Source organism: Paenibacillus sp. JT31N7 (genome assembly GCF_059692095.1).
This window is the reverse complement of sequence record NZ_JCAUAT010000006.1, coordinates 249176-272661: the sequence shown is the minus strand read 5'-3', so window position 1 is coordinate 272661 and position 23486 is coordinate 249176. Positions and strand designations below refer to the sequence as shown.

The 23486-nt window shown below is 53.1% G+C and carries 25 protein-coding genes; 6 read left to right on the top strand and 19 right to left on the bottom strand.

The window, feature by feature from the left end; translation table 11 throughout:
* Nucleotides 1-430 precede the first annotated feature (430 nt).
* Nucleotides 431-1018, bottom strand: a complete 588-nt coding sequence (locus AC58P5_RS23400) for a hypothetical protein (RefSeq protein ID WP_497390882.1) — start codon at nt 1016-1018, stop codon at nt 431-433.
* Between the two features lie 409 nt (nt 1019-1427).
* Here AC58P5_RS23400 and AC58P5_RS23395 point away from each other — a divergent pair, with 409 nt between their 5' ends.
* Nucleotides 1428-1841 carry a DUF2614 family zinc ribbon-containing protein gene (locus AC58P5_RS23395; RefSeq protein ID WP_497390880.1) on the top strand — a complete coding sequence of 138 codons (414 nt, stop codon included), beginning with the start codon at nt 1428-1430 and terminating at the stop codon, nt 1839-1841.
* Between the two features lie 123 nt (nt 1842-1964).
* On the opposite strand, the gene AC58P5_RS23390 is transcribed toward AC58P5_RS23395, so the two are convergent.
* The 16 genes from AC58P5_RS23390 to uptA all read right to left on the bottom strand — a co-directional run bounded on the left by AC58P5_RS23390 (nt 1965) and on the right by uptA (nt 17305).
* Nucleotides 1965-3668, bottom strand: coding sequence for a glycosyl hydrolase family 18 protein (locus AC58P5_RS23390; RefSeq protein ID WP_497390878.1), 1704 nt, complete (start codon nt 3666-3668; stop codon nt 1965-1967).
* A gap of 111 nt (nt 3669-3779) precedes the next feature.
* On the bottom strand, nt 3780-4214 hold the full coding sequence (locus tag AC58P5_RS23385; protein WP_009671384.1) for a Fur family transcriptional regulator: 435 nt from the start codon (nt 4212-4214) through the stop codon (nt 3780-3782).
* 121 nt (nt 4215-4335) lie between these two features.
* The gene (locus tag AC58P5_RS23380; RefSeq protein WP_497390876.1) at nt 4336-5565 is read right to left on the bottom strand and encodes a DUF4097 family beta strand repeat-containing protein; all 1230 of its coding nucleotides are present in this window, start codon (nt 5563-5565) and stop codon (nt 4336-4338) included.
* A 5-nt stretch (nt 5566-5570) separates the two neighbouring features.
* The gene (locus AC58P5_RS23375; protein WP_497390874.1) at nt 5571-6161 is read right to left on the bottom strand and encodes a hypothetical protein; all 591 of its coding nucleotides are present in this window, start codon (nt 6159-6161) and stop codon (nt 5571-5573) included.
* 362 nt (nt 6162-6523) lie between these two features.
* Complete coding sequence (locus AC58P5_RS23370) at nt 6524-7135, bottom strand: RNA polymerase sigma factor (protein WP_497390872.1); 612 nt, start codon at nt 7133-7135, stop codon at nt 6524-6526.
* Nucleotides 7136-7283: 148 nt separating this feature from the next.
* Complete coding sequence (locus tag AC58P5_RS23365; protein WP_497390870.1) at nt 7284-7976, bottom strand: MgtC/SapB family protein; 693 nt, start codon at nt 7974-7976, stop codon at nt 7284-7286.
* Between the two features lie 55 nt (nt 7977-8031).
* Nucleotides 8032-8505 carry a GNAT family N-acetyltransferase gene (locus AC58P5_RS23360; protein ID WP_497390868.1) on the bottom strand — a complete coding sequence of 158 codons (474 nt, stop codon included), beginning with the start codon at nt 8503-8505 and terminating at the stop codon, nt 8032-8034.
* 106 nt (nt 8506-8611) lie between these two features.
* Nucleotides 8612-10060: an Asp-tRNA(Asn)/Glu-tRNA(Gln) amidotransferase subunit GatB gene (gatB, locus tag AC58P5_RS23355; protein ID WP_497390866.1), complete on the bottom strand. Its 1449-nt coding sequence runs from the start codon at nt 10058-10060 to the stop codon at nt 8612-8614.
* 21 nt (nt 10061-10081) lie between these two features.
* On the bottom strand, nt 10082-11539 hold the full coding sequence (gatA, locus tag AC58P5_RS23350; protein ID WP_497390864.1) for an Asp-tRNA(Asn)/Glu-tRNA(Gln) amidotransferase subunit GatA: 1458 nt from the start codon (nt 11537-11539) through the stop codon (nt 10082-10084).
* Between the two features lie 66 nt (nt 11540-11605).
* Nucleotides 11606-11893 (bottom strand): Asp-tRNA(Asn)/Glu-tRNA(Gln) amidotransferase subunit GatC, encoded by a 288-nt coding sequence (gatC, locus tag AC58P5_RS23345; protein WP_497390862.1) that lies wholly within the window; start codon nt 11891-11893, stop codon nt 11606-11608.
* Nucleotides 11894-12144: 251 nt separating this feature from the next.
* Nucleotides 12145-12525 carry an ATPase gene (locus AC58P5_RS23340; RefSeq protein WP_497390860.1) on the bottom strand — a complete coding sequence of 127 codons (381 nt, stop codon included), beginning with the start codon at nt 12523-12525 and terminating at the stop codon, nt 12145-12147.
* Between the two features lie 222 nt (nt 12526-12747).
* Nucleotides 12748-13944 carry a M24 family metallopeptidase gene (locus AC58P5_RS23335; RefSeq protein WP_497390858.1) on the bottom strand — a complete coding sequence of 399 codons (1197 nt, stop codon included), beginning with the start codon at nt 13942-13944 and terminating at the stop codon, nt 12748-12750.
* Nucleotides 13945-14809: 865 nt separating this feature from the next.
* Nucleotides 14810-15190: a hypothetical protein gene (locus AC58P5_RS23330; RefSeq protein ID WP_497390856.1), complete on the bottom strand. Its 381-nt coding sequence runs from the start codon at nt 15188-15190 to the stop codon at nt 14810-14812.
* A 284-nt stretch (nt 15191-15474) separates the two neighbouring features.
* A complete protein-coding gene (locus AC58P5_RS23325) occupies nt 15475-16098 on the bottom strand; it encodes an MBL fold metallo-hydrolase (RefSeq protein WP_497390854.1) in 624 nt (207 codons plus the stop codon).
* Nucleotides 16099-16112: 14 nt separating this feature from the next.
* Nucleotides 16113-16679: a thioredoxin family protein gene (locus AC58P5_RS23320; RefSeq protein ID WP_497390852.1), complete on the bottom strand. Its 567-nt coding sequence runs from the start codon at nt 16677-16679 to the stop codon at nt 16113-16115.
* A 32-nt stretch (nt 16680-16711) separates the two neighbouring features.
* Nucleotides 16712-17305: an undecaprenyl phosphate transporter UptA gene (gene uptA, locus AC58P5_RS23315; RefSeq protein ID WP_497390850.1), complete on the bottom strand. Its 594-nt coding sequence runs from the start codon at nt 17303-17305 to the stop codon at nt 16712-16714.
* Between the two features lie 381 nt (nt 17306-17686).
* Here uptA and AC58P5_RS23310 point away from each other — a divergent pair, with 381 nt between their 5' ends.
* The 4 genes from AC58P5_RS23310 to AC58P5_RS23295 all read left to right on the top strand — a co-directional run bounded on the left by AC58P5_RS23310 (nt 17687) and on the right by AC58P5_RS23295 (nt 20591).
* Nucleotides 17687-18142, top strand: a complete 456-nt coding sequence (locus AC58P5_RS23310; RefSeq protein ID WP_497390848.1) for a cupredoxin domain-containing protein — start codon at nt 17687-17689, stop codon at nt 18140-18142.
* 213 nt (nt 18143-18355) lie between these two features.
* Nucleotides 18356-18670, top strand: a complete 315-nt coding sequence (locus tag AC58P5_RS23305; RefSeq protein ID WP_497390846.1) for a dehydrogenase — start codon at nt 18356-18358, stop codon at nt 18668-18670.
* A gap of 130 nt (nt 18671-18800) precedes the next feature.
* Complete coding sequence (locus tag AC58P5_RS23300; protein ID WP_497390844.1) at nt 18801-19733, top strand: polysaccharide deacetylase family protein; 933 nt, start codon at nt 18801-18803, stop codon at nt 19731-19733.
* Nucleotides 19734-19823: 90 nt separating this feature from the next.
* A complete protein-coding gene (locus AC58P5_RS23295; protein ID WP_497390842.1) occupies nt 19824-20591 on the top strand; it encodes a TSUP family transporter in 768 nt (255 codons plus the stop codon).
* Between the two features lie 80 nt (nt 20592-20671).
* Here the strand turns inward: AC58P5_RS23295 and AC58P5_RS23290 are convergent, their stop codons facing one another.
* Both AC58P5_RS23290 and AC58P5_RS23285 read right to left on the bottom strand, forming a co-directional pair.
* Entirely contained in the window at nt 20672-21331 is a 660-nt protein-coding gene (locus AC58P5_RS23290) for an NAD(P)H-binding protein (RefSeq protein ID WP_497390840.1), read from the bottom strand.
* 187 nt (nt 21332-21518) lie between these two features.
* The gene (locus AC58P5_RS23285; RefSeq protein ID WP_497390838.1) at nt 21519-21800 is read right to left on the bottom strand and encodes an antibiotic biosynthesis monooxygenase family protein; all 282 of its coding nucleotides are present in this window, start codon (nt 21798-21800) and stop codon (nt 21519-21521) included.
* A gap of 178 nt (nt 21801-21978) precedes the next feature.
* On the opposite strand from AC58P5_RS23285, the gene AC58P5_RS23280 reads away from it, so the two are divergent.
* Entirely contained in the window at nt 21979-23220 is a 1242-nt protein-coding gene (locus AC58P5_RS23280; protein ID WP_497390836.1) for a DUF2167 domain-containing protein, read from the top strand.
* Nucleotides 23221-23486 lie beyond the last annotated feature (266 nt).

The following is a 23486-nucleotide window of genomic DNA, read 5'->3' as shown; positions in this document are numbered from 1 at the left end:
TCTCAAGCTGATTAAGCTCAAAAATTCGTTGCTGACGAGAATTTCTTCTCATTAATGTCTCGATTTCTCGAGACGCTTCAATCACTCGTTGTTCAGTTTTCAAAGGACAATTTGTAAGTTCTTATCGTTCTTTGTCGCATTGCCTCGTTTGGCGGCGACTTGACTACTATACCACATTCGAAGTTAGTAATGCAAGAACTTTTTTTCAAGCGCTCCATTCGATGTTAGCGGCTTGTCCTTAGTTAGCAACTTGCCTTCCGAAGGGGCGAAAATTAATTTACCATGAAACCAGTTATGAAGTCAACCCTTTTGCATATTGGAAAAACATGACGGACCCTAATGCCTTATTTAACAACGGCTTGGGGCTTCAAAAAAAGAAAAAGGCAGCCTTTACGGGCCGCCTGACTTCCCCAACCCGTTGCGGTTGAAGTTAATTTTTGAACAGCGTATACCGGAGCAAGAGGCTGGAACATTCCGCATCTGCCGGAACAGCCACTTCTTTGACCAATGTTTTTTTGACAAGCTTGTTAAGAAGCTGCTGAAGATTGTTGCCTAGAATTTGAATTTCGGACCGCTCCAGAAGTTCTTCTACACTCCACGGCTCAGGTCTCGAGTCCAGAAGCTGAATCAGCGGCTTGCAGCAGCGTTCCATTTTGGACATCACGGAAAATTCGCATGCCAGAAGGACAAGCTGGATTCTTTGCTTCAGCGTTTCCTTGCTCGTAGTCAGCTCTTCATATAATTTGTACACGCCGCTGTTTATTGGACGAACCTGATTCCAGACCGCTTCCTGGACAGTTTCCCCCTCTTCGATGATGACAATGCGCGCCCAGTGTTTCAAAGCTTCCAGCACGTTCTGATAAGCGTCGAGTATATGTTCCTCGAGTATGTAGGACTTGCTCTTCAAATACTTGTTCAGAAAAAGCGAGAATTCCGACAGCAGCTGGCGGTCGCGCAGCTCTTCCGGCAGAGAAAGCGTACGCTCCCGAGAGTCTTCCAAATACAATTGACGATCCAATCGGATCTCCCCTTTCAAAAGACCGTTAACGATATTCGATCTAATCGCTGCAGCAGCCCTGTTCAAGTACGGACGAATTCAACCATCTTCCTTGTATACGATGATTGTCTTCTATATAATGATGTATGGAGTTGTAAGTGTCCGGATGATTGGTAGTAACCAGCAGAAGGATCGCACATCCTTCTGTGATGAAAGCAACCTGCTGCGGATAGCGAGACGAATTACCGCGCTGTAACGGAGTCCCGGAAATACACGCTAAGATAACCTCCTCGCAAGAGTATTCGTCGGGTTCCGAAGCCGTCATTCGTTCGTTAGAAAAGTAATTCTACTTTCCTCAGCCGTTTCCTGCTTACATGAGAACGAATTGTGTTTTAATTCCGAAAATGCCTGTAGAAAGAGGGGAACACCGTTGCTTTTAAAATCAAGTAAAATCAATGAATTCCGCTTATGGGGTCTGCTGTTGACCATGGGCGGCATGCTTATTATGATCATCGGCCTGGCCGGAGTCGTGTTCGACTGGGGCACCGCCGGGCGAATTATTGCCGTTATCTTCTTGATTCTCGGGATGATCAGCATGCTCGGAAGTATGGCCATTTACTTCTGGGCGGGCATGATGTCAACCTCCGCCGTGGCGCTCGATTGTCCTGAGTGCGGCAAAAGGACGAAAATGATCGGCAAAACGGATCGTTGCATGTTCTGCAAGACGATTTTGACAGTCGACCCTTCGATGGCACCCGCGGAGGCCGAAAACGCAGATGACGGAACTATCCGCAAGCAGGAAATCGGTTCCGCACCGACCTCAATCGACTCATCTAAAAATTAATGCATAAAAGCTGCCATCCATTACGGATGACAGCTTTTTTTGTAAGAATTTAATGAATCCGAGCGGTGCGTTCATTCAAGAGAAGATTTTCAACTTGCCCGAAATAAAGTCAAAGGTCTAATCCTACTGCAGGGCATCGGCAATGACCTTCCATATGGCCGGTTCTTCAAAACCGCGTCGCCATGAAGCAACCCCCGCCAATTTGTATTTACTCACAATCTCCAGACGGGCTTTAACGGAAGTTTCGTCCTCCAGCCAGATCCGGTTAAGTTTTCCGTCTTCTTTGTATTCGATATAATTTTGCCCGGTGTCCTCATGGAATTCGGGCGTCAGGCCTTTTTCCTGGATAATCTTGCGGGGCTTCTCCATAAATACTGCCTTCGAGCTGACTTTCGTACTATCATCCTTCTGTTCTTCAGTCCATATGCGCGTATAAAAAGGAATACCCAACACGAGTTTGGAAGGCGGGACTTTGTCTTCATCCAGAATCTGCTTGAGAGAACGCTCCACCCACGGGAGAGACGCGACTGAGCCCGACTTCGGACTCGAAGCCCAGTGCTCGTCATAGGCCATGAGCATCATGTAGTCCACGGCTGCGGCCAGAGCGGGCCGGTCATATACGCGGCTCCAGGCATCGCTGCCCGATTTTGCCGTAACGTCGATAGACAGAATCAGTCCCTGCTCATGGAGCAGCGGAGCCATTTCTCTAACGAACTGGACCAGATTGGGGCCGTCCGATTTGTTCATGTTCTCAAAATCAATGTTGATGCCCTGCAAATTATACTGTTTTGTAAAAGACAAAAGCTGGTTGATCATGTTCAGCCGGGTTTCGTAGCTCCCCAATGCTTTGCCCGTCATTTTCGGTTCAAACGAGTTGTCAAAAAGAGCCCAAATCTGGTAGTTGCGGCTGTGCGCCCATTTGATGTAATCGGGGTCGGCCTGATTCTTGATGGTTCCTTTCTCGTCAGTGAGATGAAACCAGGTAGGACTCACGACATTGAGGCCGGGCATCTCAGGAATGGAAGCCGTTTTGGGCGTCGCCGTAACGACATGTTCCCATGTCATATTGAGCTTGCCTTGGGGTTTCCATCGCGACTTCGCGGCGGGAGGCTGAAATTCGGAAATCTCCTCTCCCTTTTCTTCGCTCACTAGAGACGCCTTAACGAAACCAGCCCGTCCGCCGGTCTGCTGAACTTTATACCAGCCGTTCTGTTCCCCCCAAATCATGACACGCTCGCCATCCGCCAAATTACCTGTGATCGGATTACGAACCGAACTGCCGCTGCGCAGTTCGCCCCCTTCCTTTCCGCGAAACGTTCCCCAACGGATTTTCTCTCCCGGTTTAAAAAGCGATACAGCGCCGGTTGCCGCATCCTCCCTGACTTCTATACCGTACAGTTCCTTAAGAACGGAAACCGGTACGTAGAACTCTTTTCCCTGCTTGATCATGGGCGATGCCAAGGGGATTTCTTTGAGATTCCGGGACGCGGAGGCCTTGTCGGCCTGAAGCCGCACTACGGCCTGTTCCGTCGTCAAAATAACGGAATTGCCGGAAGCCTCGCTGCGGACAGCCGGATCGATCCATTCGGCAATGAGTCCCAAGGGAAGTTTCATTGCCTCTTTGGACCCCAGGGCGGAGCCTTCGTAAGCTTCCCCCTGATAGAAGACCGGCTTGTCCAGTTTTGCGTAGAAAGGCGTTATATGATTGTTATTGGGCAGCCGATTCATGACCAGATAAGCGATGGCTGCCAATATGATAAGCAAGAGAATAAAAGAACCGAGCCGACTCTTTTTGCGCTTCGATCCGCGCATGTAGGGCTGCTTCAAAAGCTTCTGCACATCCTTTCTAAAAAAAGAAAAACGTATCGGCGCGCCCGATAACGAAGAGCGGCTAATACGTTCGCGTAATAACGTGTATGGAAGTTTGAAAACGACGAATCAATGCGTCGCCTTTCCTGCACAATCCGGACAAAGCCCGACGACTTCAAGCCGGTGTCCGCCTACCCTAAAGCCGGTTTGCTGAGCTGCAACGTGCTCTACATCAACGATGGGCGAGTAATCAAAATCGGAAATCTTGCCGCAGCTTTGGCAGCGGGCATGATAATGATCGGACAGATCGGCATCGAAACGGCTGGAATCGTCCCCGTAGGTCAATTCCCGGACTAACCCCGCGTCTATGAACACTTTCAGGTTGTTGTAAACCGTGGCCACGCTCATATTCGGAAATTTGGATTCCAACGCCTTGTAAATCTCATCAGCCGTAGGGTGGTTGAAGGAGTCGAACAAGTACGTCAAAATCGCGTACCGCTGCGGAGTCATGCGAACACCTGTCGTTTTAAGTTTGGCAAGCGCTTCTTCCAAATGTTCGGACATGATTCTCACCACCTGTTAGTAAGGGGCAGTACTGTGTACTCGGTGGACACAGATACAACCTTTCTTCTATTGTACGTGTGAGAAATTGCACTTGTCAACGCCTGATGAAGGCGTCATGCGTTTAATTTACGGTTTCCAGGGAAATCTCGCCATCCGTCCGGATCGCAAGAACATGTTCACCGCTTCCCACAGTACCGCTCAATTTTTCCTCCTCCAGCGAGATAGGGAGTCCCGTCCGAAGCGCCCTTGCGGAGCCTTGGACCTTAAAGCCCGCTCCCGCGGGGAGACGGACCGCAATCCGGCCGTTGTTGGTGCTGGCCTGCCAGTCTCCGGCCATTTCGGTGGATTCGAGCCGTACCGAACCGTTCTCGGTCTCCGCTTGAACGTGTCCGGAGACATCTTTGATTTTAACGCTGCCGTTATCGGTACGCGCCACCGCGTCTCCCTTCACCGAGGAAAGGGTGACTTTGCCATTGGAGGCGGTCGCATGAACGCCGGCTCCGGTTTCCCGGATAACGACCTCGCCGTTGACGGTTTGCGCCTTGACGGCTCCCGATATGGAGCTGACGCTGATTTTGCCGTTTGCCGTAACCGCTTCTACATGACCCTGGATATCGGTTAATTCCACCGAACCGTTGCTCGTATGAGCGGAAAACAGGTTTAGAGTCCGGAGGCCCGCCGCATGAACGGCGCCATTCTCCGTTTCGGCCAGATAATCCAGAGATGCTGTACGCGGCAGCGTAACGGTAATGTCTATTCTCGCTTTATTTTTGACAAACCAGGCCTTCGTATATTCTTCTCCAACCGCTTTAAGCGTTAATTCTGCCCCTTGAATGCTCTGCTCGACATGTGAAGCATCCGCGATTTTGCGGGCTTCCTGCTCATCGGCGGCATTCACCCGGACCGTTGCCTGTATCCGGACGGCATCCACGTCTCCGGTCGTCAGTTCAATCCGCCCGTTCGTGTTGACTGCGTGAACTTTGGTTATTGCCGGATTCAGTACGAACTCCTCCGGTTCTTTGTCAAAGCTCTGCCCCTGCACCGATCCGAGTTGAAGATTGATCCCGGACAGCAGCCCCTGGCTCAATCCCTGGGAACCGACGACAACGGCACAGATAACCACCGAGAAGAAAATGGCCACCGGGTCCAGTCTGACGGCCGCTCCCTTGGAATTAGACAGGAATTGCAGCAAAATCAGTTCCAGCCCTGCGGCCACAAACAAAAGGGGCCACCATCTTATCAGCTGCCCCAACATATGGGTGCCTGCGGTCCGGTCCAGAAGCATCGATGCGCCAACCGCGACGAATAGCACCGCTGCCGTAAATCTGCCCGCTTTAATCAATCCGATCACCCGATCTATTGTTTTCTTTTCGTTTCCCAGACAAAAAGAGCAATTCCGCCGACAATCAGAACGATGGCTCCGAAATAAGAACCGAAAAGCTTAAAGAAAGACTCCAGCCAAACCGGTTTGCTGCTGGCCAGAAAAAGAAATCCGCCTGCTGTGATCAGCAGGATGCCCAAGTTTCCGCCTTTGGCCAGCTTTTGCAGAGGGTCGGTCAATTCCTCGGATTCTCCGTAAAAACGGCGCCGGTTTACAATATCCGTAAGCTGAAGGGCTTCAAATATGTTGTAGAAGTAAATAACAGGCAGAATAAGCGAGAACAACGTGATCATCGCCACGTTCGTTCCTTCATCCCGGGTCGCGAAAAGCACAATCGCGAAGATATCCATCATGACGAGCATCATGATAAACAATCCGCGCTGCATCATCCCCACATAAAACTGTCCGGTTCCCGGCATCATCAGGGAAAGGAGCATAGCCAGCCACTTCTTCTTGGGCGGCTGTTGAAAATACGGGGGATATGGCGGCACTCCGTAAGGGGGGCCAGGCGGATAATTCCGCTGCTGCTGCTCCTCATAAAAGTGGGGATCTTTCAAGTCATCCATCTCGGGTGAGCCTCCTGGGGTGTAAGAAAATTGTTGAGACATTCCGTACCTCCTTGCTGCATGATCGTCATGCACGTTATCCTATTCTGTTGGACAAATGTTGCACGAATTCTGACCATTCGGCCACATGCGAATTCAAAAGCTTCAAAAGACCGGAGTTGATAAATATATAAGTAGCCGCTGTGGCGACGAAAAGATTGACGAGTTCCGAATGCCTGCGTTTCTTCGGCGTTACGGGCCGAAATCCAGGCACGATATTTCCCGCGGCAACATCCTTCATCACACGGTCGGTGAAATTGGCGGACGGTTGGAGCACCTTCATGCCGTTTAGTTCGGCTTGAAGTGCGGGCGGAAGTTCCGGGCTATTGTGAAGCGCGTGAAGCCGGGGCTGACTGGGACGTCTGGGCGTTCGTTCGGGCATCTGGATACACCTCCAACCATTTTTCTTTAAGCATGGCTTTGCCGCGGTATAAGCGCGTTTCGATCGTCTTTAGGGGAAGATCGGTCACATCCGATATTTCCTGATAGGACAACTGTTTAAAGTGATAGAGATACATCACCAGTTTGTATTTCTCCGGCATTTCGGCGATCAACCGGTGGATGGAGTCGCTCTCTTCATGACGGATCGCCTGCTGTTCGGGCTCGGTCCTGCGGTCGGCCAACCAGGTCTTGAGCTTGTCGAGCAGAGGAACTACAGGACGCCTGCGCTGGGCACGGCGGTAATCGGTAACGAGGTTAACGGTCATCCGGTACAGCCATGTCGTGAATTTGCTCTCCCCTCTAAAATGGGATAAAGAGCGGTACAGCTTCAGACACACTTCCTGGGACAAGTCTTCGGCGGTTTCGCGATGGTTCACCATGCGGTAAATCAGGGTATACACGTAGCTTTTGTGCCGATCAACCAGTACACGGTAAGCTTCCGCTTGCCCCCGGTTTATCTGCTCCACCAGTTGTTCGTCTGTCAGGTGCTCCATTGCTTCACCGCCCTTTCTCTTGTGCCCTCTTTACTATAGCGCTTAACATCCGATTTACATATCTTTTGACGATGCTTAAAAGTATACCCCTTCAAACTCGATAAAAAAAGAAAAAGCAGGGCTTATCCGCCCCGCTTGACGATTCCGATTATTCCATGGTTACCCCTACCACGCCGTCCAGATGCCGAATATCGTCCAGCAAGACGGGAACCAGGTGATAGTCCGGTATGATGACATTCAGATAGATCATGACCGTCTGCCGCTCATCTCTTTCTTCTTCCTCCACACCGAATTTGCGTATCTCCACTTTATTAGTTTCGAGAATACCCGAGATCTTCCCAAGATTGCCGGGCAGGTCCAGCGCATGAACCCGGATCAGGTGGCGTTTCTTGGCGCCGAAATATTTGTGCTCGATTTTATTTAAAATCCACAAAGAAAGAATGACCATAATCGTGGATAGGATGGCCGCGTAATAAAAACCGGCGCCCGCCGCGAGACCGATCGCGGCAACGACCCATAGGGAGGCTGCCGTCGTAAGCCCGGATACGGAAAAGCCGTTGCGTATAATCGTTCCGGCGCCAAGGAAACCGATGCCGCTGACAACCTGAGCCGCCAACCGGGAAGGATCCATCCGGACATTCAGCTCTTTGGAAAACTGGCTGAATCCATAGATGGAAAGCAGCATGATCAAAGCGGAACCGACACAGACCAGGATATGCGTCCGGAATCCGGCCGCCTGGTTGCTCAGCTCCCGCTCGAAGCCGATCAATCCTCCAAGCACCAAAGCCAAAATCAGTCTAATCGTCAAATCGAACTGTCCGATTACCCAAGGATCATTCAACTTCGTTCCCACGCTCCTCTTCTTTTCGTGATGATGTGTCCCAGCCTCTCCCTCATTATATGCCTTGGAATTTCTCAAATGTCACCAAAGCGACGGAAGGGGCAATCGTGCGTTTTCCGGCAGGATGAAAACCGAACTTTTCATAGAGGCGGACAGCGGGGAGATTGGTTTCTCCCGTAGACACGATAAATCTGCCCGCCTGCGGGTTAGACGCGATTGCATGACGAATCAGTGCGGAGGCGATGCCTTGACGAAATTGACGGGGATGTACCATCATCCGTGTAATCGTCAGCTCTGTTCCGTTCGCTTCCCAAGCGACCGCACCCGCGAGTTCTTCCCGCCCGTCCCGATCACTGAGATAATACCCCGTAAACGTCTCTTTGGAACACCGCAGGGTCAATGGGCTGTCCTTCAGGGGCGGAATGTCTTTGTACCCGATTAGCCCGGCTTCTACAAGATACGCGGCTGTCTGCAGAGCAAGCATCTCCAGTACGGCTTGAACATCATCCAGGGGGATTTGTCTCATCATCGTTTTCATCTCCTCATTGCCCGATTTACGCCCTTCTTGTTGTAAAAAAACGGCATATCCTGATGGACATGCCGTTTAAAGTGCTTTAATTCTTTCGATGTTCGGCTTATTGCGCCTGCAAAGTCTCCACGATGAGCTTGTTGACCAAACCGGGATTGGCTTTGCCCTTCGTTTCCTTCATAACCTGGCCGACGAGGAAGCCGACAGCCTTCTCTTTGCCCGCTTTATAATCGGCTACGGACTGCGGATTGCCTGCCACGACCTGCTCGACTACGGATTTGATGGCGCCTTCGTCACTGATCTGAACGAGGCCCTTCTCTTCGACAATCTGCTGGGGCGCTTTGCCGCTTTCGATCATTTCTTTAAAAACGGTTTTGGCGATTTTGTTGGAAATGGTGCCTTTTTCGATCAGACCGATCATTTCACCGAGTCCTTGACCGGTTATTCGGATCTCGCCGAACTCAAGCCCGCCGGCATTGAGATAACCGAGAAGGTCGCCCATGATCCAGTTGGAAACAGCTTTCGCGTCGGACGTATATTTCAGGCTTTCCTCGAAGAAATCGGCCATCTTCATGGAAGCGGTAATAACCTCCGCATCGTAGTTCGGAAGTCCGTGCTCACTTACGTAGCGGGCTTTACGGGCATCCGGAAGCTCCGGAATCGACGCTTTTACACGCTCTTTCCAGGCGGCATCGATATGCAGATTCACGAGATCCGGATCCGGGAAATAGCGGTAATCATGCGATTCTTCCTTGCCCCGCATAGATAGGGTTTTGCCCTGTCCTTCGTCCCAGCGGCGCGTTTCCTGGACGACTTCGCCCCCGCCGTTCAGGACTTCCGCCTGGCGGATTTCTTCGTACTCGAGACCCCGCTGTACGCCGCGGAACGAGTTCATGTTCTTAAGCTCCGCGCGTGTACCGAATTTCTCTCGGCCTACCGGACGGAGAGAAATATTGGCGTCGCAGCGCAGAGAGCCTTCTTCCATCTTGACGTCGGAAACGTCGCAATAAAGCATGATGGCGCGAAGCTTCTCCAGATACGCGCGTGCCTCTTCCGGAGAACGGAGATCCGGCTCCGAAACGATTTCGACCAGCGGCGTTCCGACCCGGTTGAAATCAACCAGCGAAGCGTAACCGCCGTCGACGTGAGTCAGCTTGCCCGCATCCTCTTCAAGATGCAGCCGGGTGATGCCGATACGTTTCGTCTCCCCGCCCACTTCAATGTCAATCCAGCCGTTCTCGCCGATAGGCTTGTCGAACTGGGAGATCTGGTACGCCTTGGGCGAATCCGGATAGAAATAGTTTTTGCGGTCGAATTTCGTAACGTCCGCGATCTCGCAGTTCAAAGCCATGGCGGCTTTCATCGCATATTCGACAGCCTGCCGGTTAAGTACCGGCAGAACACCCGGATGTCCGAGACAGACGGGACACGTATGCGTGTTCGGAGGCGCGCCGAACGAGGTGGAGCAGCCGCAGAAGATTTTGGAATTTGTATGCAGTTCAACGTGAACTTCAAGCCCGATCACGGTTTCGTATTTCGTTTCAGTCGCTGACAAAAAGATCCCTCCTGTTACGCGTTATAGCTGCGGACGCTGCTTGTGATGATCGGTGTTCTGCTCGAAGGCGTGAGCTACGCGCAGCACGGTGGACTCGTCCAGCGCCTTCCCGATAATCTGCAGGCCTACAGGCAGGCCAGAGGCCAGACCACACGGTACGCTGATGGCCGGAATACCTGCCAGGTTGACCGGAATAGTCAAAATATCGTTCAAATACATCGTAAGCGGGTCGCCTACCTGCTCTCCCAGACGGAACGCCGTCGTCGGAGCCGTAGGGCCGATCACGACATCATAGTTTGCGAAAACTTGATCAAAATCCTGCTTGATCAGCGTACGGACTTTCTGCGCCTTCAGATAATAGGCATCATAGTAGCCGGAGCTGAGCGCGTAAGTCCCGAGCATAATCCGGCGTTTCACTTCCGGACCGAAGCCTTCGCTTCTGGACATATGGTACATTTCCAGCAGGTTGTTCGCGTTGTCCGTGCGTATGCCGTAGCGGACGCCGTCGTAACGCGCGAGGTTGGAGGACGCTTCCGATGAAGCGAGCAGGTAGTACGCCGCGACGGCATACTCGGAGTGCGGCAGGGAAACTTCCTCGACCACCGCTCCCAGCCCTTCCAGCACGCGGAGCGCTTCCTGAATCTTCTCCTTCACCTGAGGGTCGACACCGGCACCCAGGTATTCCTTCGGCACCGCGATGCGTAGCCCTTTCACGTCGCCGGTCAATGCGGAGACGTAGTCGGGAATCTCCACGTTCGCCGACGTGGAGTCCTGCGGATCGTGGCCCGCAATCGACTGCAGGACGTAAGCGGAGTCTTCGACGTTCTTCGTGAGCGGACCGATCTGGTCCAGCGAAGAGGCGAACGCGACAAGTCCGAACCGGGACACGAGCCCGTAGGTCGGCTTCAGGCCGACCACGCCGCAGTAGGCGGCCGGTTGGCGGATCGAGCCGCCGGTGTCGGAGCCCAGCGAGAAATACACCTCGCCGGCAGCCACGGAAGCCGCGGAGCCGCCGCTGGAACCGCCGGGCACGCGGTCCAAATCCCACGGGTTGCGTGTCGCCTGGAACGCGGAGTTCTCGTTGGAGCCGCCCATGGCGAACTCGTCCATGTTCAGCTTGCCGACCGGAAGCGCCTGGGCTTCCTTCAGCTTGCGCATCACTGTCGCGTCGTACACGGGCGTGTAGTTCGACAGGAACTTGCTTGCGCACGTGGTCGTGACGCCTTCGGTCACGATGTTATCCTTGATTCCGGCAGGCAGACCGAACAGGATTCCCCGGGATTCTCCCGCGGCAATCTGCTCGTCCAGCGCTTTGGCAGAGCGGCGGGCAGTCTCCTCGTCGAGCTTCAGGAACGCTTTTACTTTGCCGTCCACTTCGGCGATCCGTCGGTAAGACTGATCGACCAGCTCCGTGACGGATACTTTTTTATCCAGCAGTTGTGTATGTAATTCTTGTAATCTTAACTCAAATAGCGACAACGTAAGGTGCCTCCCTTCAAATAACAGACAACCGTGCAAAATCCAAGGTCTGGTTAAGCGTTCGTATTACTCCATTACGGCAGGCACTTTGAACTGCCCGTCTTCTTCTTCCGGAGCGTTCAGCATCACTTTGTCCAAAGGCAGGGACGGACGGACTTCATCCTCCCGCGTCACGTTCTTGACGGACATGGCATGACTCGTCGGCTCCACAAGATCCGTATCCAGCTTTCCAAGCTGTTCGGCGTATTTCAAAATAGCGTTAAGCTGCTCCGTAAACTGTTCCTTCTCTTCGGCAGAAAGATCAAGGCGGGCCAGCTTGGCCACGTGTTCGACATCCTTAATAGTAATGCTCACAGACGATTCGCACCTCTCTTTGTATGTACACGTCAAATTCATTCTACCTATTATAGCCTAGTTATTTTTTGATCTCAATTGATTCTCGGCCGAAAACGCAGAAATAAGCGGAATTTTGCGGCTTTTCGGTCGTGGCGGGAACGCGTTCTTCATATCGCAAAAAGAGCCTCTCCCGGGTCATCTAAGACGGGAAGGCTCTTTTTGCATTCTTTTGTACGGGAAACAAGTCCCGAAAAGCTCAAAACGATTATCTATATCCAAGCGCGAAGGTTCACCTGTTTAATGAAATCCTCGGCACTTTGAACTTCTTTGCTCTTCTCTGCAACGATTTCTTCAACCGGTTCGCCGTTCATCACTCGGTTAAACAGTTCTTCGTTGCGCGTCGCCAGCGCGAAATCGATCAAGGCTTCTTTCTCCAAACGGTCGACTTCCTGACGAAGCAGAACTTCTTCCAGTTCGATATCTGAGGCGGGCACGAAAAAATGTTTATTAAGCTTCGGCACTCGGATGACATAGTCGAACAAGTTGTCGTTGTTGCGGTCATAAGCGATGATGTAGGCGTAATCGCCGATCGGCAGATTCTGTTCCAGCCGGTCTTCCACGATGATAACGCGCGCTCCCAAAGACAGCATCCGGATTCCCCCTTTCCCATGCAGAGCGGGCTGAGTTGCCCTGTTCCGATTCTTCTAAAGCGATGCGGAAAGCATAAACTCTACTTTCGAAACTAGCATGGACTAGTAACATCGTACTAAAAAAAGAGATAGCTGTCCATAAACGTCTCCCTGTTTTCCGGACGGTTTGGGGGAGTTTTTATTGACCTCCGGTTGAACTGCCGCTGCGGAGGCGAGCTATTGTCAAAGGACCAGAACGCTCTCCCGGGATACGGTAAGCTTCTCGAAGCCGGTTTCCGTTATGGCATATGTATTCTCGATCCCTACAACGCCCTGTCCGGGGAATGTGAATTTCGGCTCTACGGCGATGACCATGCCGGGCTCGAGCTTGTATTTAAACCCTTTGGCCAATACCGGAAACTCGTCGATTTCGAGACCTATCCCGTGCCCGAGGAACTTAACCTGATCAATCCCGTATCCCATAAAATGGCCGCCCAGTCCTTCGGCAGACGCCGTGTCCAGAGCTTGCAGGTAGAGATGCTCCGCAACGGTCCCCGGCTTCATCATCGCTTCGGCTTCCTTCAAAATTTTCTCCGAAATTTCGTAAGCGTGCTGAAGCTCATCCGGCAAAGCGCCAATCACCGCGGTACGCGTCTGATCGATTACGTAGCCTTCGATGTTGCAGCCGATGTCGATAAGAATAGGCTCGTTGCGGCCGATGGGCCGGCTGCCCGCGCTTTGCGGACTTGCCGGACTAAGCCCCATGCCTCCCGCCGGGCCGTCAAAATATGTCGGCTCGGCAGCCGCCGCCCCCGCCGCCACGCAGCCTGTAATGAGCTCGGAGTTATAGGCGCGCATGCGCATAAGCCCAAGATGGCCTTGGAGACGGTTTTCCCGCTCGATAAGGCTCATCAGCTCGAACTCGGGCATCCCTTCCCGGATACCGGCCAGCGCTTTCTCCAGCGTCCGGTCGATAACGGCCGCGGCCTTGCGGATAAGCGCGATTTCATCGGCGGACTTGATCATCCGCAGCTCTTTGACGAGCAGCGATCCGTCCTTCCACTTCACGCCCGGAAAAGCCCCTTCCAGGCGCTGGAACTGCTGGACGGGAAGCACGTCGAACTCCGTGGCGATGACGAGCTCTTTCCCGGAGCCGAATACGCCGGAGTAGCGCTGGGCGAGCCGGTCTTTAAGCGTACGGAGGGAGCCGAGTTCCTCCACCTCCGCAAGCGACTCCTGCCGCGCTCTCGTGATGCTGCGGCGCACAACGAACAGCGGATTGCCTTCAGCGGGAACGAATAAATACCCGTTTTGCATGGAGCCGTTGAAATAATACAAGTCCACATGATGATTGACCAGGAAGCCGTCGATTCCGCCGGCCTGCATCGCCTTCTGCAGCCGCTGCTGTCTTGCCGCGTACGGATGATCCGTTTTGTTCATCAATATCCATCCCTTCCTACGGTTCTTATACCGTCATCATACCCCGCTACGACCGGGAGGCGCAAACAGATTTCGAGCTAATAAACGGACATGGGGCAGCCTGCGGGAGCTAATGGCAGAGAGTGGAAAACCCACTCATAAATAGCGGGCTTTGGAGCTTTACTGCCGGCGTAACGTAAAGAGGTCAGAAGGTCTTTGAAGCCGGTAGGCAGCTGAAAGCTAATGTCCCGAACGAGAGGGTTAACTTGGGTTGGGCTCCAGGTTTATTACATTATGGTACGTGAATAGTTCCCAAGGTAAAAGATTGAATGCAGGTTCACTCAAAGTTTGATTGACTTTCATTCTTGAACGGCACGAGGGAATTCGAAAACGGTGCGGGATTCGATCGGGGATGGTTAGGAGCTCGTTCATTGTTCGTTCGGAAATGAAGCGGGGTTGGTCCGGGGCTGCAGGAACGCACTGCATGCAGCCTTTAAACCGAACCGGTGAAGCGCATTTGGAGCGAGGGATGAAGCGAATAACTGGAGAAGTTAAAACGGGGAGCTGCCGAAGCACCGCTTCAAGCGAGCTTTTTAAAAACAGGAGGCTTATGAACTTCACAAAACGAAAATAGAAAAACGCAAACTCGCGGCTTCTGCCGAAAGTTTGCGTTCTTCGCAAACAAATGGATTCGTTTCGTGTCTTCTTTTTCCAAAATATCACATTTATGCGGTGCAGGCAAGCTTTTTATTGCAAGTCAGTCCGGTCTTCCTTAGCCAGCATTTCGGGCCGATTACATTTCGTCCCAAAAAAAGAACCCGGACGCTCCGCATTCGGATTCTGCGAGATTATTGTAATCAGGCGTTCCTTGCGGAAAACCGCCGAACTAACATTTTTTGGCGTAACCGAAACCGCTTGTAATAATGACGAGAAGGATGAAAAGTACGAGAATATTAGCGGAATTGTCGGACCAGCACTTTTTCGCGACCGGTTTAACCGGGTGACAGACGGGATAATGCGGCTTACAGCTTGCCACATACACCGGTTTTACGATAGGCATAGGGGGCGTATGAATGACTGGGGACGGCAGCGGCCCGGGATACGGCAGCGGTGTCGGCTGGACGGGCATCGTTTGAATGGGCATCGGTGTCGGCATTGGCATCGGCATTGGCATCGGCATTGGCGGGGGCGTTACGGCTTGAGGCTTGGGACCCGTCTGTTTTGGGGTGTAGACGGGACCGGTGTACGTTTTTTTAACATGTTCCATTGGTTATTCCCTCCTGTATGTTACCGTTCCGTATTTAAGTTATCTTGCGCGGAAAGTAGGCTTACAGCCTTACACCAACAGTCTATGGGTTTGTTCCCACCCGAAACACGGTATATACCCAGCCCCGTAAAATTAGGCTTTATGCATAAAAAAGCCTCCGGATGACGTGCTCGGGCGGATGCTTGTCGCTGACGCGGATGTCCCGAAGGATCCGCTGTCAGCAAAAAGGAGTTCGCCCGGCTTGCATTCCGGAGGCTTCTTTTGGCGGTAAAGGTTTACTTCCCTTAAATATAAGGATTGTTCTGTTTTTCGTAACCGACCGTCGTCTTCGGACCGTGTCCCGGGTAGACCGTGACGTCGTCGCCAAGCTCAAAAAGCTTGCCCTGAATGGAGTCGAGCAGCGTGTTCCAATCGCCCCCCGGAAGGTCCGTACGGCCCACGGACAGACGGAACAGCACATCTCCGCCGATCAGGTGATTGTCGAACAGGAAGCTGACGCTGCCCGGCGAGTGGCCCGGGGTATGAAGCACCTTGATCTTGGTGCCGAAAAATTCGAGTACCTGTCCCTCGTCAAGCGCGTATTCCGCCGGCTCGACCACGATCGGGTCCGTAACGTCCGGCCAGCGCGCGGAGCCGTTCAGCTTAGGGCTGCCCAGCCAGTCGCTCTCGGCATCGTGGAGATAGACCGGGCACTTCTTCAGCTCCCGGAGCTCCTGCACGCCTCCGATATGATCGAGATGCGCATGCGTAAGCAGAATGGCTTCGATCTCAATATCCTTGATGCGCTTAAGCAGCGGTCCCGGCTTCATGCCGGGGTCGATGACAATGCCCTTCCGCCCGCTTTCGTCGGTCAGCAGGTAAGCGTTCGTTCCCATGGGGCCAAGCGTAAAAGTTTCAATGCGGATCATGCGTACCCCTCCTGTCAGAACGTGGAAAGCAGCTCGCGGAGCTCACTTACGATGACGGACTGGTAGCCGACACCCTCGCCGTACTGGCGGAGCATTTCCGCGCGTACCGCCTGGATTTTATCGTTGTAATCGGGCGCTTCGCGGTCCGGATTTTCTTCTTTGAAGGCTCTCATGACGGCCTGTACCCGTTCAGGACGCGGGCCCCACTTGCCAAGCACGTGACCGCCCGTATCCGTGATAATAACGATCGGAATGGAGCGTCCGCCGAAGGTAAGGAACTGGTCCATGATATCTGTATGTTCCTCCATGATCAGGACTTCCACCGGCATTCCGCTGTTTTCCAGCGCCTTGAATACGACCGGAATGTTGCGGACTACGTCGCCGCACCACTCTGCCGCAATGATAACGCAGCGCAGGTCGTCGCGATTGTTGAGGGATTCGAAAAATTCCCGGTCGTCCTCTGTCTCCCACTGGAACTTCCCGTACCAGTCAAGAAACGCTTCCTGATTGCGCTGCATGCTGTCGATAAACTGCTGCGGCGTCAAGCCTTTGCCGATTACGGCGGATAAATTGGTGCTCATAAAATCCATCCCTTCTTTGGCGGCAAACTGCGTTATTTACGCTTTGCCCGCATTTTTTTGGCTACCAGATAAATGATCATAAGACCGATAGCTGCGATTAGAATCGGAACTGTGTATTTGCCTGCAATGTCGTCGATGTTCTCCCAATTGTCTTTCAGGGTCATCCCGAGATAGACGAACAGCATGGACCACGGGATAACCGCCAGCGTCGTATAGAACGTAAACAGCCCCAAAGGCATTTTGGCAAGCCCCGCCGGTACCGAGATCGCATGCCGGACAACCGGTATGAAACGGGCCGTAAAAATAACGCCTGTTCCGTATTTGTTGAACCAGTTTTCCGCAACGTCGATGTGATGCTTATTGATGAATATGTATTTGCCGTACCTTTCCAAAATAGGGCGTCCGCCGTAACGGCCGACCCAGTAGACGAAAATCTGGGCGATGACCCCACCCACGGTGCCGAAAAAGACGGCGCCTGCAAATCCGATCTCGCCTTTGGCTACCAGATAGCCCGCATACGAAAGTACGATTTCACTCGGAATGACCTCAATCATCAGCCCGAGCATGACCCCCCAGTACCCGAGACCTTCAAAAAATACCAAAAGCGAATGAATAAACTCTCCCATCTCCAACCTACTTTCCCCAGCATGATTGTCGATTCGCGGGTGTTCCCGCGTTTTCTTCTAGTATAATCTCCCCTATTCTACCATAGAGAAAGGCCGTCAACCACTTAACAATGCGGCCGGGCCGTTAAAGGAAGCGTTAAAGACTTGCGCGTGCGGCCTTGATGAAGTTGCCGGTCTTTCCGGCCTTCTTGACGCGTGTCTTATTTGCAGCATGAAATTGTGCTGCTGCGTGGAATCCGGGCTAGGCGGAAACCCGCGATGCCCATACCGCTGCGGACCGTGTGGCGGAACGGGCGGACAAATTTTACTTGTCCGGTTATTTTCATCATGAGCTGACAAGCCCGTGCATATAGTGTACAAACTGGTCTGGGGGGAAAGCTCATGTTCAAATCTTTTGTGCTTAAAAAATATCACTTCGTCATGTTTCTCGGATTTCTTTGCGTAGCGTTCGCGGCGGTCCTGTTTTTCCGGAATCCGCAAATCTTGTCTACGGCGGCAAATCCGGCAGCCACTTCGGAACGGACAATCCAGCTCGTTACCGGAGAATTTTCCACGAAGCTGGATAACGGCAAAGAAATCGAGGCTTACCGCTGGGACCCCGGCACGATTGTCGTGCGTAAAGGCGAAAATATCCGGCTCAGTATTTACGGAGTCAACGGCGCCAGCCATCCTTTTATCATCGAAGGCTTGAACATCAAGGGCGAAGTTAAAAAAGGCAAGGAAACGGTCGTCAACTTCAAAGCGGAAAAAGAGGGAACCTACCGGCTCATCTGTACGACTCACACGGACATCGCCCACAGCGGCCCGATGATCGCCTATATTAATGTCATCGACTGACAGGGAGCCTCAGGCTTCCTTTTTTTGTTGTCTGTCGCCCCGCTCCCTGGCCTCGTCACCTCCAGTTTCCCCCTCCTCCCCTTTCTTTCCCTCACACTTTCGGCTTCTCCCTTCCCTTTTTCCGCTATCTCCCTTCCCTCTCTCCCCTCCCATTCCTCTTCACTTCCGGCAAATCAACCGCATACACTGAAACAGAGTCAGGAGGCGATCCGGTTGAAAAATAAAACCAACGAGAAGCATAAGCCGCAAATTCCGAGCGCCCGGGGGATACGCCGTTCGTGCAGCCGCGAGCTTTACCGAACCGTCAAACGGCTGAAGGTGTATGTCTCTTTGGAAAAAATCGAGGAAGCGGAGGAGATATACACCCGGAAAGTAGCCCAGCACATCGCGTTCATCGTCGAGCATTCGGATAACCGCAAAGTCCAGGCGGACTGGTGGGAGGAACACGTCGCTCCCGAGATAGCCGTCCTGTGGAACGTGAACGCCGATACGCTGTCCAAAGCATTCCGCAGCGCTTACGGGGGGTAAGAATGAAGGCCGGTCCGCACTTGCGGTGCCGGTTTTTTTGTGGGAGAGAACCTAAACAGCCGGATGAAACGGGGACGTAAGGGGAGGCTAATCCTTATCCGATAAGCTAATCGACAGGAGGATAATCAGCATGAGCAAGCATTCCGGGTCCGTCAAGGTGCCCCCCTTACGGCGTACGGCTGCGGCCTGCGCCATTTGCGTCCTCTTCTCCCTGGCATTCGCTCCCGCGCTTGCATCCGGCAGACTTTACGCCTCAGGCGAGTCAAGAGCAGCCGCAGCCGGAGCGGAAGCCGCAAACGGGCAGCGGTTCCGTTCAGCCGCTTCAACGGCTTCGATACCGGCGGAAGAAGGCCGGGACGCTGCCGCCGCCAAACCGCGGGATCGGGATTATTACGAACAACGCGGAGAAATCGTCTGGGAAGTCCCGTCCGCAGGAAAAGTGATCGCGCTGACGTTCGACGACGGGCCGGACCCGGTACAGACGGCGCAAATTTTGGACGAGCTGAAAAAGTACGGGGCGAAAGCCACGTTTTTCGTAGTCGGAAAAAGGGCCGAGAGGTTTCCCGAACTGATCAAACGAGAAGCAGCCGAGGGGCATGAGATCGGCAATCATACGTACAGCCACCCTTTTCTGACCAACAACCGGTCCACGGAAAGCATCCGCAGCGAGATTGCGGCGACGCAGAAGGTGATCAAATCCATAAATGGAACCGCACCTGTCCTGTTCCGGCCACCGGGGGGCTATTACCACGAAAGGCTCGTTCATGTCTCTCTGGCAGAAGGGTGTCTGCCGATTCTATGGTCCTGGCACCAGGATACGGAAGACTGGAAAGCTCCCGGCGTGAACCGAGTCGTGAATAAGGTGTTGAACAACGCCCGCGAGGGTGACATTGTCCTGTTCCATGATCATGTCCAAGGTTCTTCGAATACGGTTGACGCGATCCGTAAAATCCTTCCCGAACTGTCGAAGCGGGGCTATCACTTTGTCACGGTATCGGAGCTTCTGAAGCTGCGCGGATCAACCAGCGGAGTAAGTAAACCTTCCGATTCCAAAATGAAATAAGCGGCCCCGCAATTTCATCTGTCGTCCTGCCTTCTTCCGATGTACAATTGGGAAAAAGAATTGCGGGTTGGAGGACGGTGGCTCTACATAATGGAAGCTTTAAGCTGGGAAATGCTGCTTTTTCTGATTGTGACCGGGTTTCTGGCCGCTTTCGTAGATTCGGTTGTCGGAGGTGGCGGTCTTATTACGGTTCCTGCGCTGCTGTTTACGGGTCTTCCGCCAGCGCTCGTCCTCGGAACCAACAAGCTGTCGGGAACGATGTGCTCGCTGACCAGCATGACCTCGTTTCTGCTTTCCGGAAAAATCCATTTCCGGCTGGCGGCGGCGCTTTTTCCGCTATCCCTGGTCGGTTCGATGCTCGGCGCGCTGCTGGTACACCGGATACCGGCCGAGTTTCTTAAACCGCTGGTCGTGGTGCTGCTCATTGCCGTGACGGTCTATACCCTGCTCAAAAAAAACTGGGGAGCGGCATCCACCTTCAGCGGCCTTACGACGCGGAGCAGGTTCTGGCTGGCGGCCAGTGCTTTCGTAATCGGCTTTTACGACGGCTTCTTCGGACCCGGAACGGGTTCGTTCCTTATTTTTCTGTTTCTGCTGCTCGGTTTTGATTTCGTGGGAGCATCCGCCAATTCGAAGGTGCTTAATTTCGCCAGCAATATCGGCGCGCTGGTTACCTTCTTCATGTTGGACTCCGTAAGTCTGGCTTACGGAGTCCCGATGGGCATCGCCATGATCGGAGGCGCGCTTGTGGGAACGCGGTTTGCCATCCGCAAGGGAGCTTCCTTCGTCAAGCCGCTTTTTCTGATTATGACTACGGTGCTGATCGGCAAACAGTTATGGACGCTGATCATGTCCTGACGGCGGCTTTCCGTGCAGCCGCGCAAGCAAAAAAAAAAGAGCCTTTCAGTTCAACCATGAACTGTCAGGCTCTTTCGCATTTAAATCTGATGCGATTCGTAGATACGGATGCTTTCCGGTTTTTGCTTGGCGGCCTCTGCCATTCCCGCAGCGACCCGCTGAGCCGTAATCGGCTTATATTTACGAAGACCCCCCGCCATCAGGAAAGAGAAGGCTTTCGCGGCAACGGCTCCCGCTTTCTCGCCGAAGCGGAATTCCTCTCTGTCTCCCAGCAGGAAGGACGGTCTGAATATGCGCAGTGTACGAAGTCCAAGTTTGGATAAACCGTGTTCCAGATCTCCTTTGACCCGGCTGTAAAAAAATTTCGAATCCCGCTTCGCTCCCATGGCGGAGACGACAAGAAATTGGCGGGCCCCGTACTTCTTCGCCAGCTTGCCCAGAATCATCGGATATTCATAATCGACTTTGCGGAACTGTTCCTGTGTCCCGGCTTTCTTAATCGTGGTGCCCAGCGCGCAAAATACATCCGCCTGCTTCCATTCTCCGCGTAAAGCTTCCTCCAGCTGCTCCGGGTTCCAATCCGTAACGATCTGATGAAACTTGCTTTCACTGTCTCGTCCCTCGATTCGCGTGCGGACCAAGACGATAATTTTCTCGTAACCGGGATCGGCGATAAGGGCAGAGATCAATTCTCTGCCTACAAGTCCCGACGCACCGGCTATTATGGCAGTTTTTTTCATTAAGCAGCACTCCTGGTTTAAAAACGTAAAAACGGGTTAAGTACATGTAGATTTTGCCATTCGGCGGCTTCTCATCCCTTAAAACAGGGGATCAAGCAAACGGCACCTCTACAAATATAAACAGCCCCGAAGCGGGGCCGTTATCCTATAAACGAATGAATGTGCGTTTAAGTTTCGGAAGCTTTCCCTAAATGAGCGTCTCGCCTTCAAAATACGAGAGGCGCGCTTTCGGTTTCATCTCCTGGCCTCCATGGCCGCCGTGAGAACGTTTGAAAACCTCGCTTTGGGTATACGCCTCGAACGCTTCTTTATTTTCCCACTTCGTGATCACTTTAATCGCCTGTTCGTCGGTCCAGACTTCCAATCCGAGAAAGCCTTGGAGTTCTTTCATGTTAGACGCCTGCTTGCGGAACATTTCGACCATTTGCGGAGGATTGGGAACTTCAATGGTATTTACGGCAATGTACATCTTGGACATCCTCATTTCTTAAATAGAGTGCGAACCTTATGTATAGTGTAGACCATTGAGAGCGGAGAAACAAATAAACAGAGATTATAACCATTATTTGTCTGGTAAAATAATTAATAAGCTATATAATAAGCGATATTTAATAAATAAACTATTTAAAAACAAAGGAGAGAAAATTTTGAAGCTTCCGAAGTTAATTACCTTGATAACCGGCGCAGCCCTCTGCGTCTCTTTGTGGACGGCCCCGGCCTTGGCTGAAGAAACCTTGAACTGGGTGGAAGGTCCGAAAAAAGTGGGACTCGGTCAAATCGCCGAGCTGGATCTGGACAAAAATTTTGTGTTTCTGAATGATACCGATACCAAAAAGTTTGAACAACAAAACGGTTCCCACGTAAACAACCGTGAAATCGGTTCCGTTTTCCCGAAAGACGAAAATCAGAACTGGGCGGTTATTTTCGAATATGAGGACACCGGCCACGTCAAGGACGACGAGAAAGATAAAATCGATGCGGACGAGCTCCTTGAAAGCTACAAGACCGGAACGGAAGAAGCGAATAAAAGAGGGGATGTATCCAACCGCCTGTTCGTCGACGGCTGGGATGTGAAGCCCTTTTACGATAACGACATACATAGCCTTTCCTGGTCCCTGCTGGGACACGATTCCAATGACGAAAAATTCGTCAACTATAACGTCAACGTACTTACCCGGGAGGGCGTGATCTCCGTCGTTCTCGTGACCGACCCGAAAAATCTCGCTGCGGACCGCAAGGTGCTGACCTCCTCCATCCTGCCGAAGCTGCAGGTTAAGGCCGGAGAACGGTACGAAGAATACAACTCCAAAACGGACAAGCTGGCCGAGTACGGCCTGTCGGGCCTGATTCTCGGAGGCGCGGGCCTTGCGGTCGCCAAAAAGGTCGGACTGATCGGACTGCTGCTCGTCTTTCTCAAAAAGTTCGGCATCATTCTTGTCGCCGGCCTCGCTGCCTTGTGGCGGTTCCTCCGCGGCAAGAAAAAGAAAGCGGCGGCCGAACAAGCCGCCGAAGCGCGTGCCGCCGAAGCGAGAGCGGCCGAGCTGACGGCAGCCGGAAGCGCCGGACCCGCGGCCGATGCGCCTGCATCGGCGCAGGACGCGGACCCCGCTCCCGGGCCTTCGGCGGAGACGGCGGCGCAGCAGCCTGCCGGCGAAAGCGGGCGCCCGGTGGTGCGCATGCTGTCCGGCGGCGAAGCTCCGGCGGACCCGAGTGCCCCCGCAGACGCCCGGACTCACGGCGGCTCCGGAGCTGACCCGGCGCTGGAGCCGGAGCGGACCCGTTCCGAGGCGGCTCCAGCTTCCGAGTCCGGAACCGGCCGCACGCCTCTTACGGAGGAAGATTCCCTCCGTAAGCCCGAGCGGCCCGAAGATCCGGACAAGAACAAGTAGCCTGCAGCTGTGTTCACGGCGCAGCGCGGAAGTATAAAAAGGCAGTTCCCGTTCAATGACGGGAGCTGCCTTTTTCAATGCGGGAACCTCGGAGCGTTGTCCTCGGCTGCTCTCCCTCGATCTGCTGTCCTCAGTCCGCTCTCTCGGTATGCTCCTCTCGATCAGCTCTCGCGGTATGCTCTACTCGACTCGGTGTGCTCTGCTCGATACGCTCTCTCGATATGCTCTCTCGTATGTTGTCCTCAGCATGCTGTCCGCGGTATGCC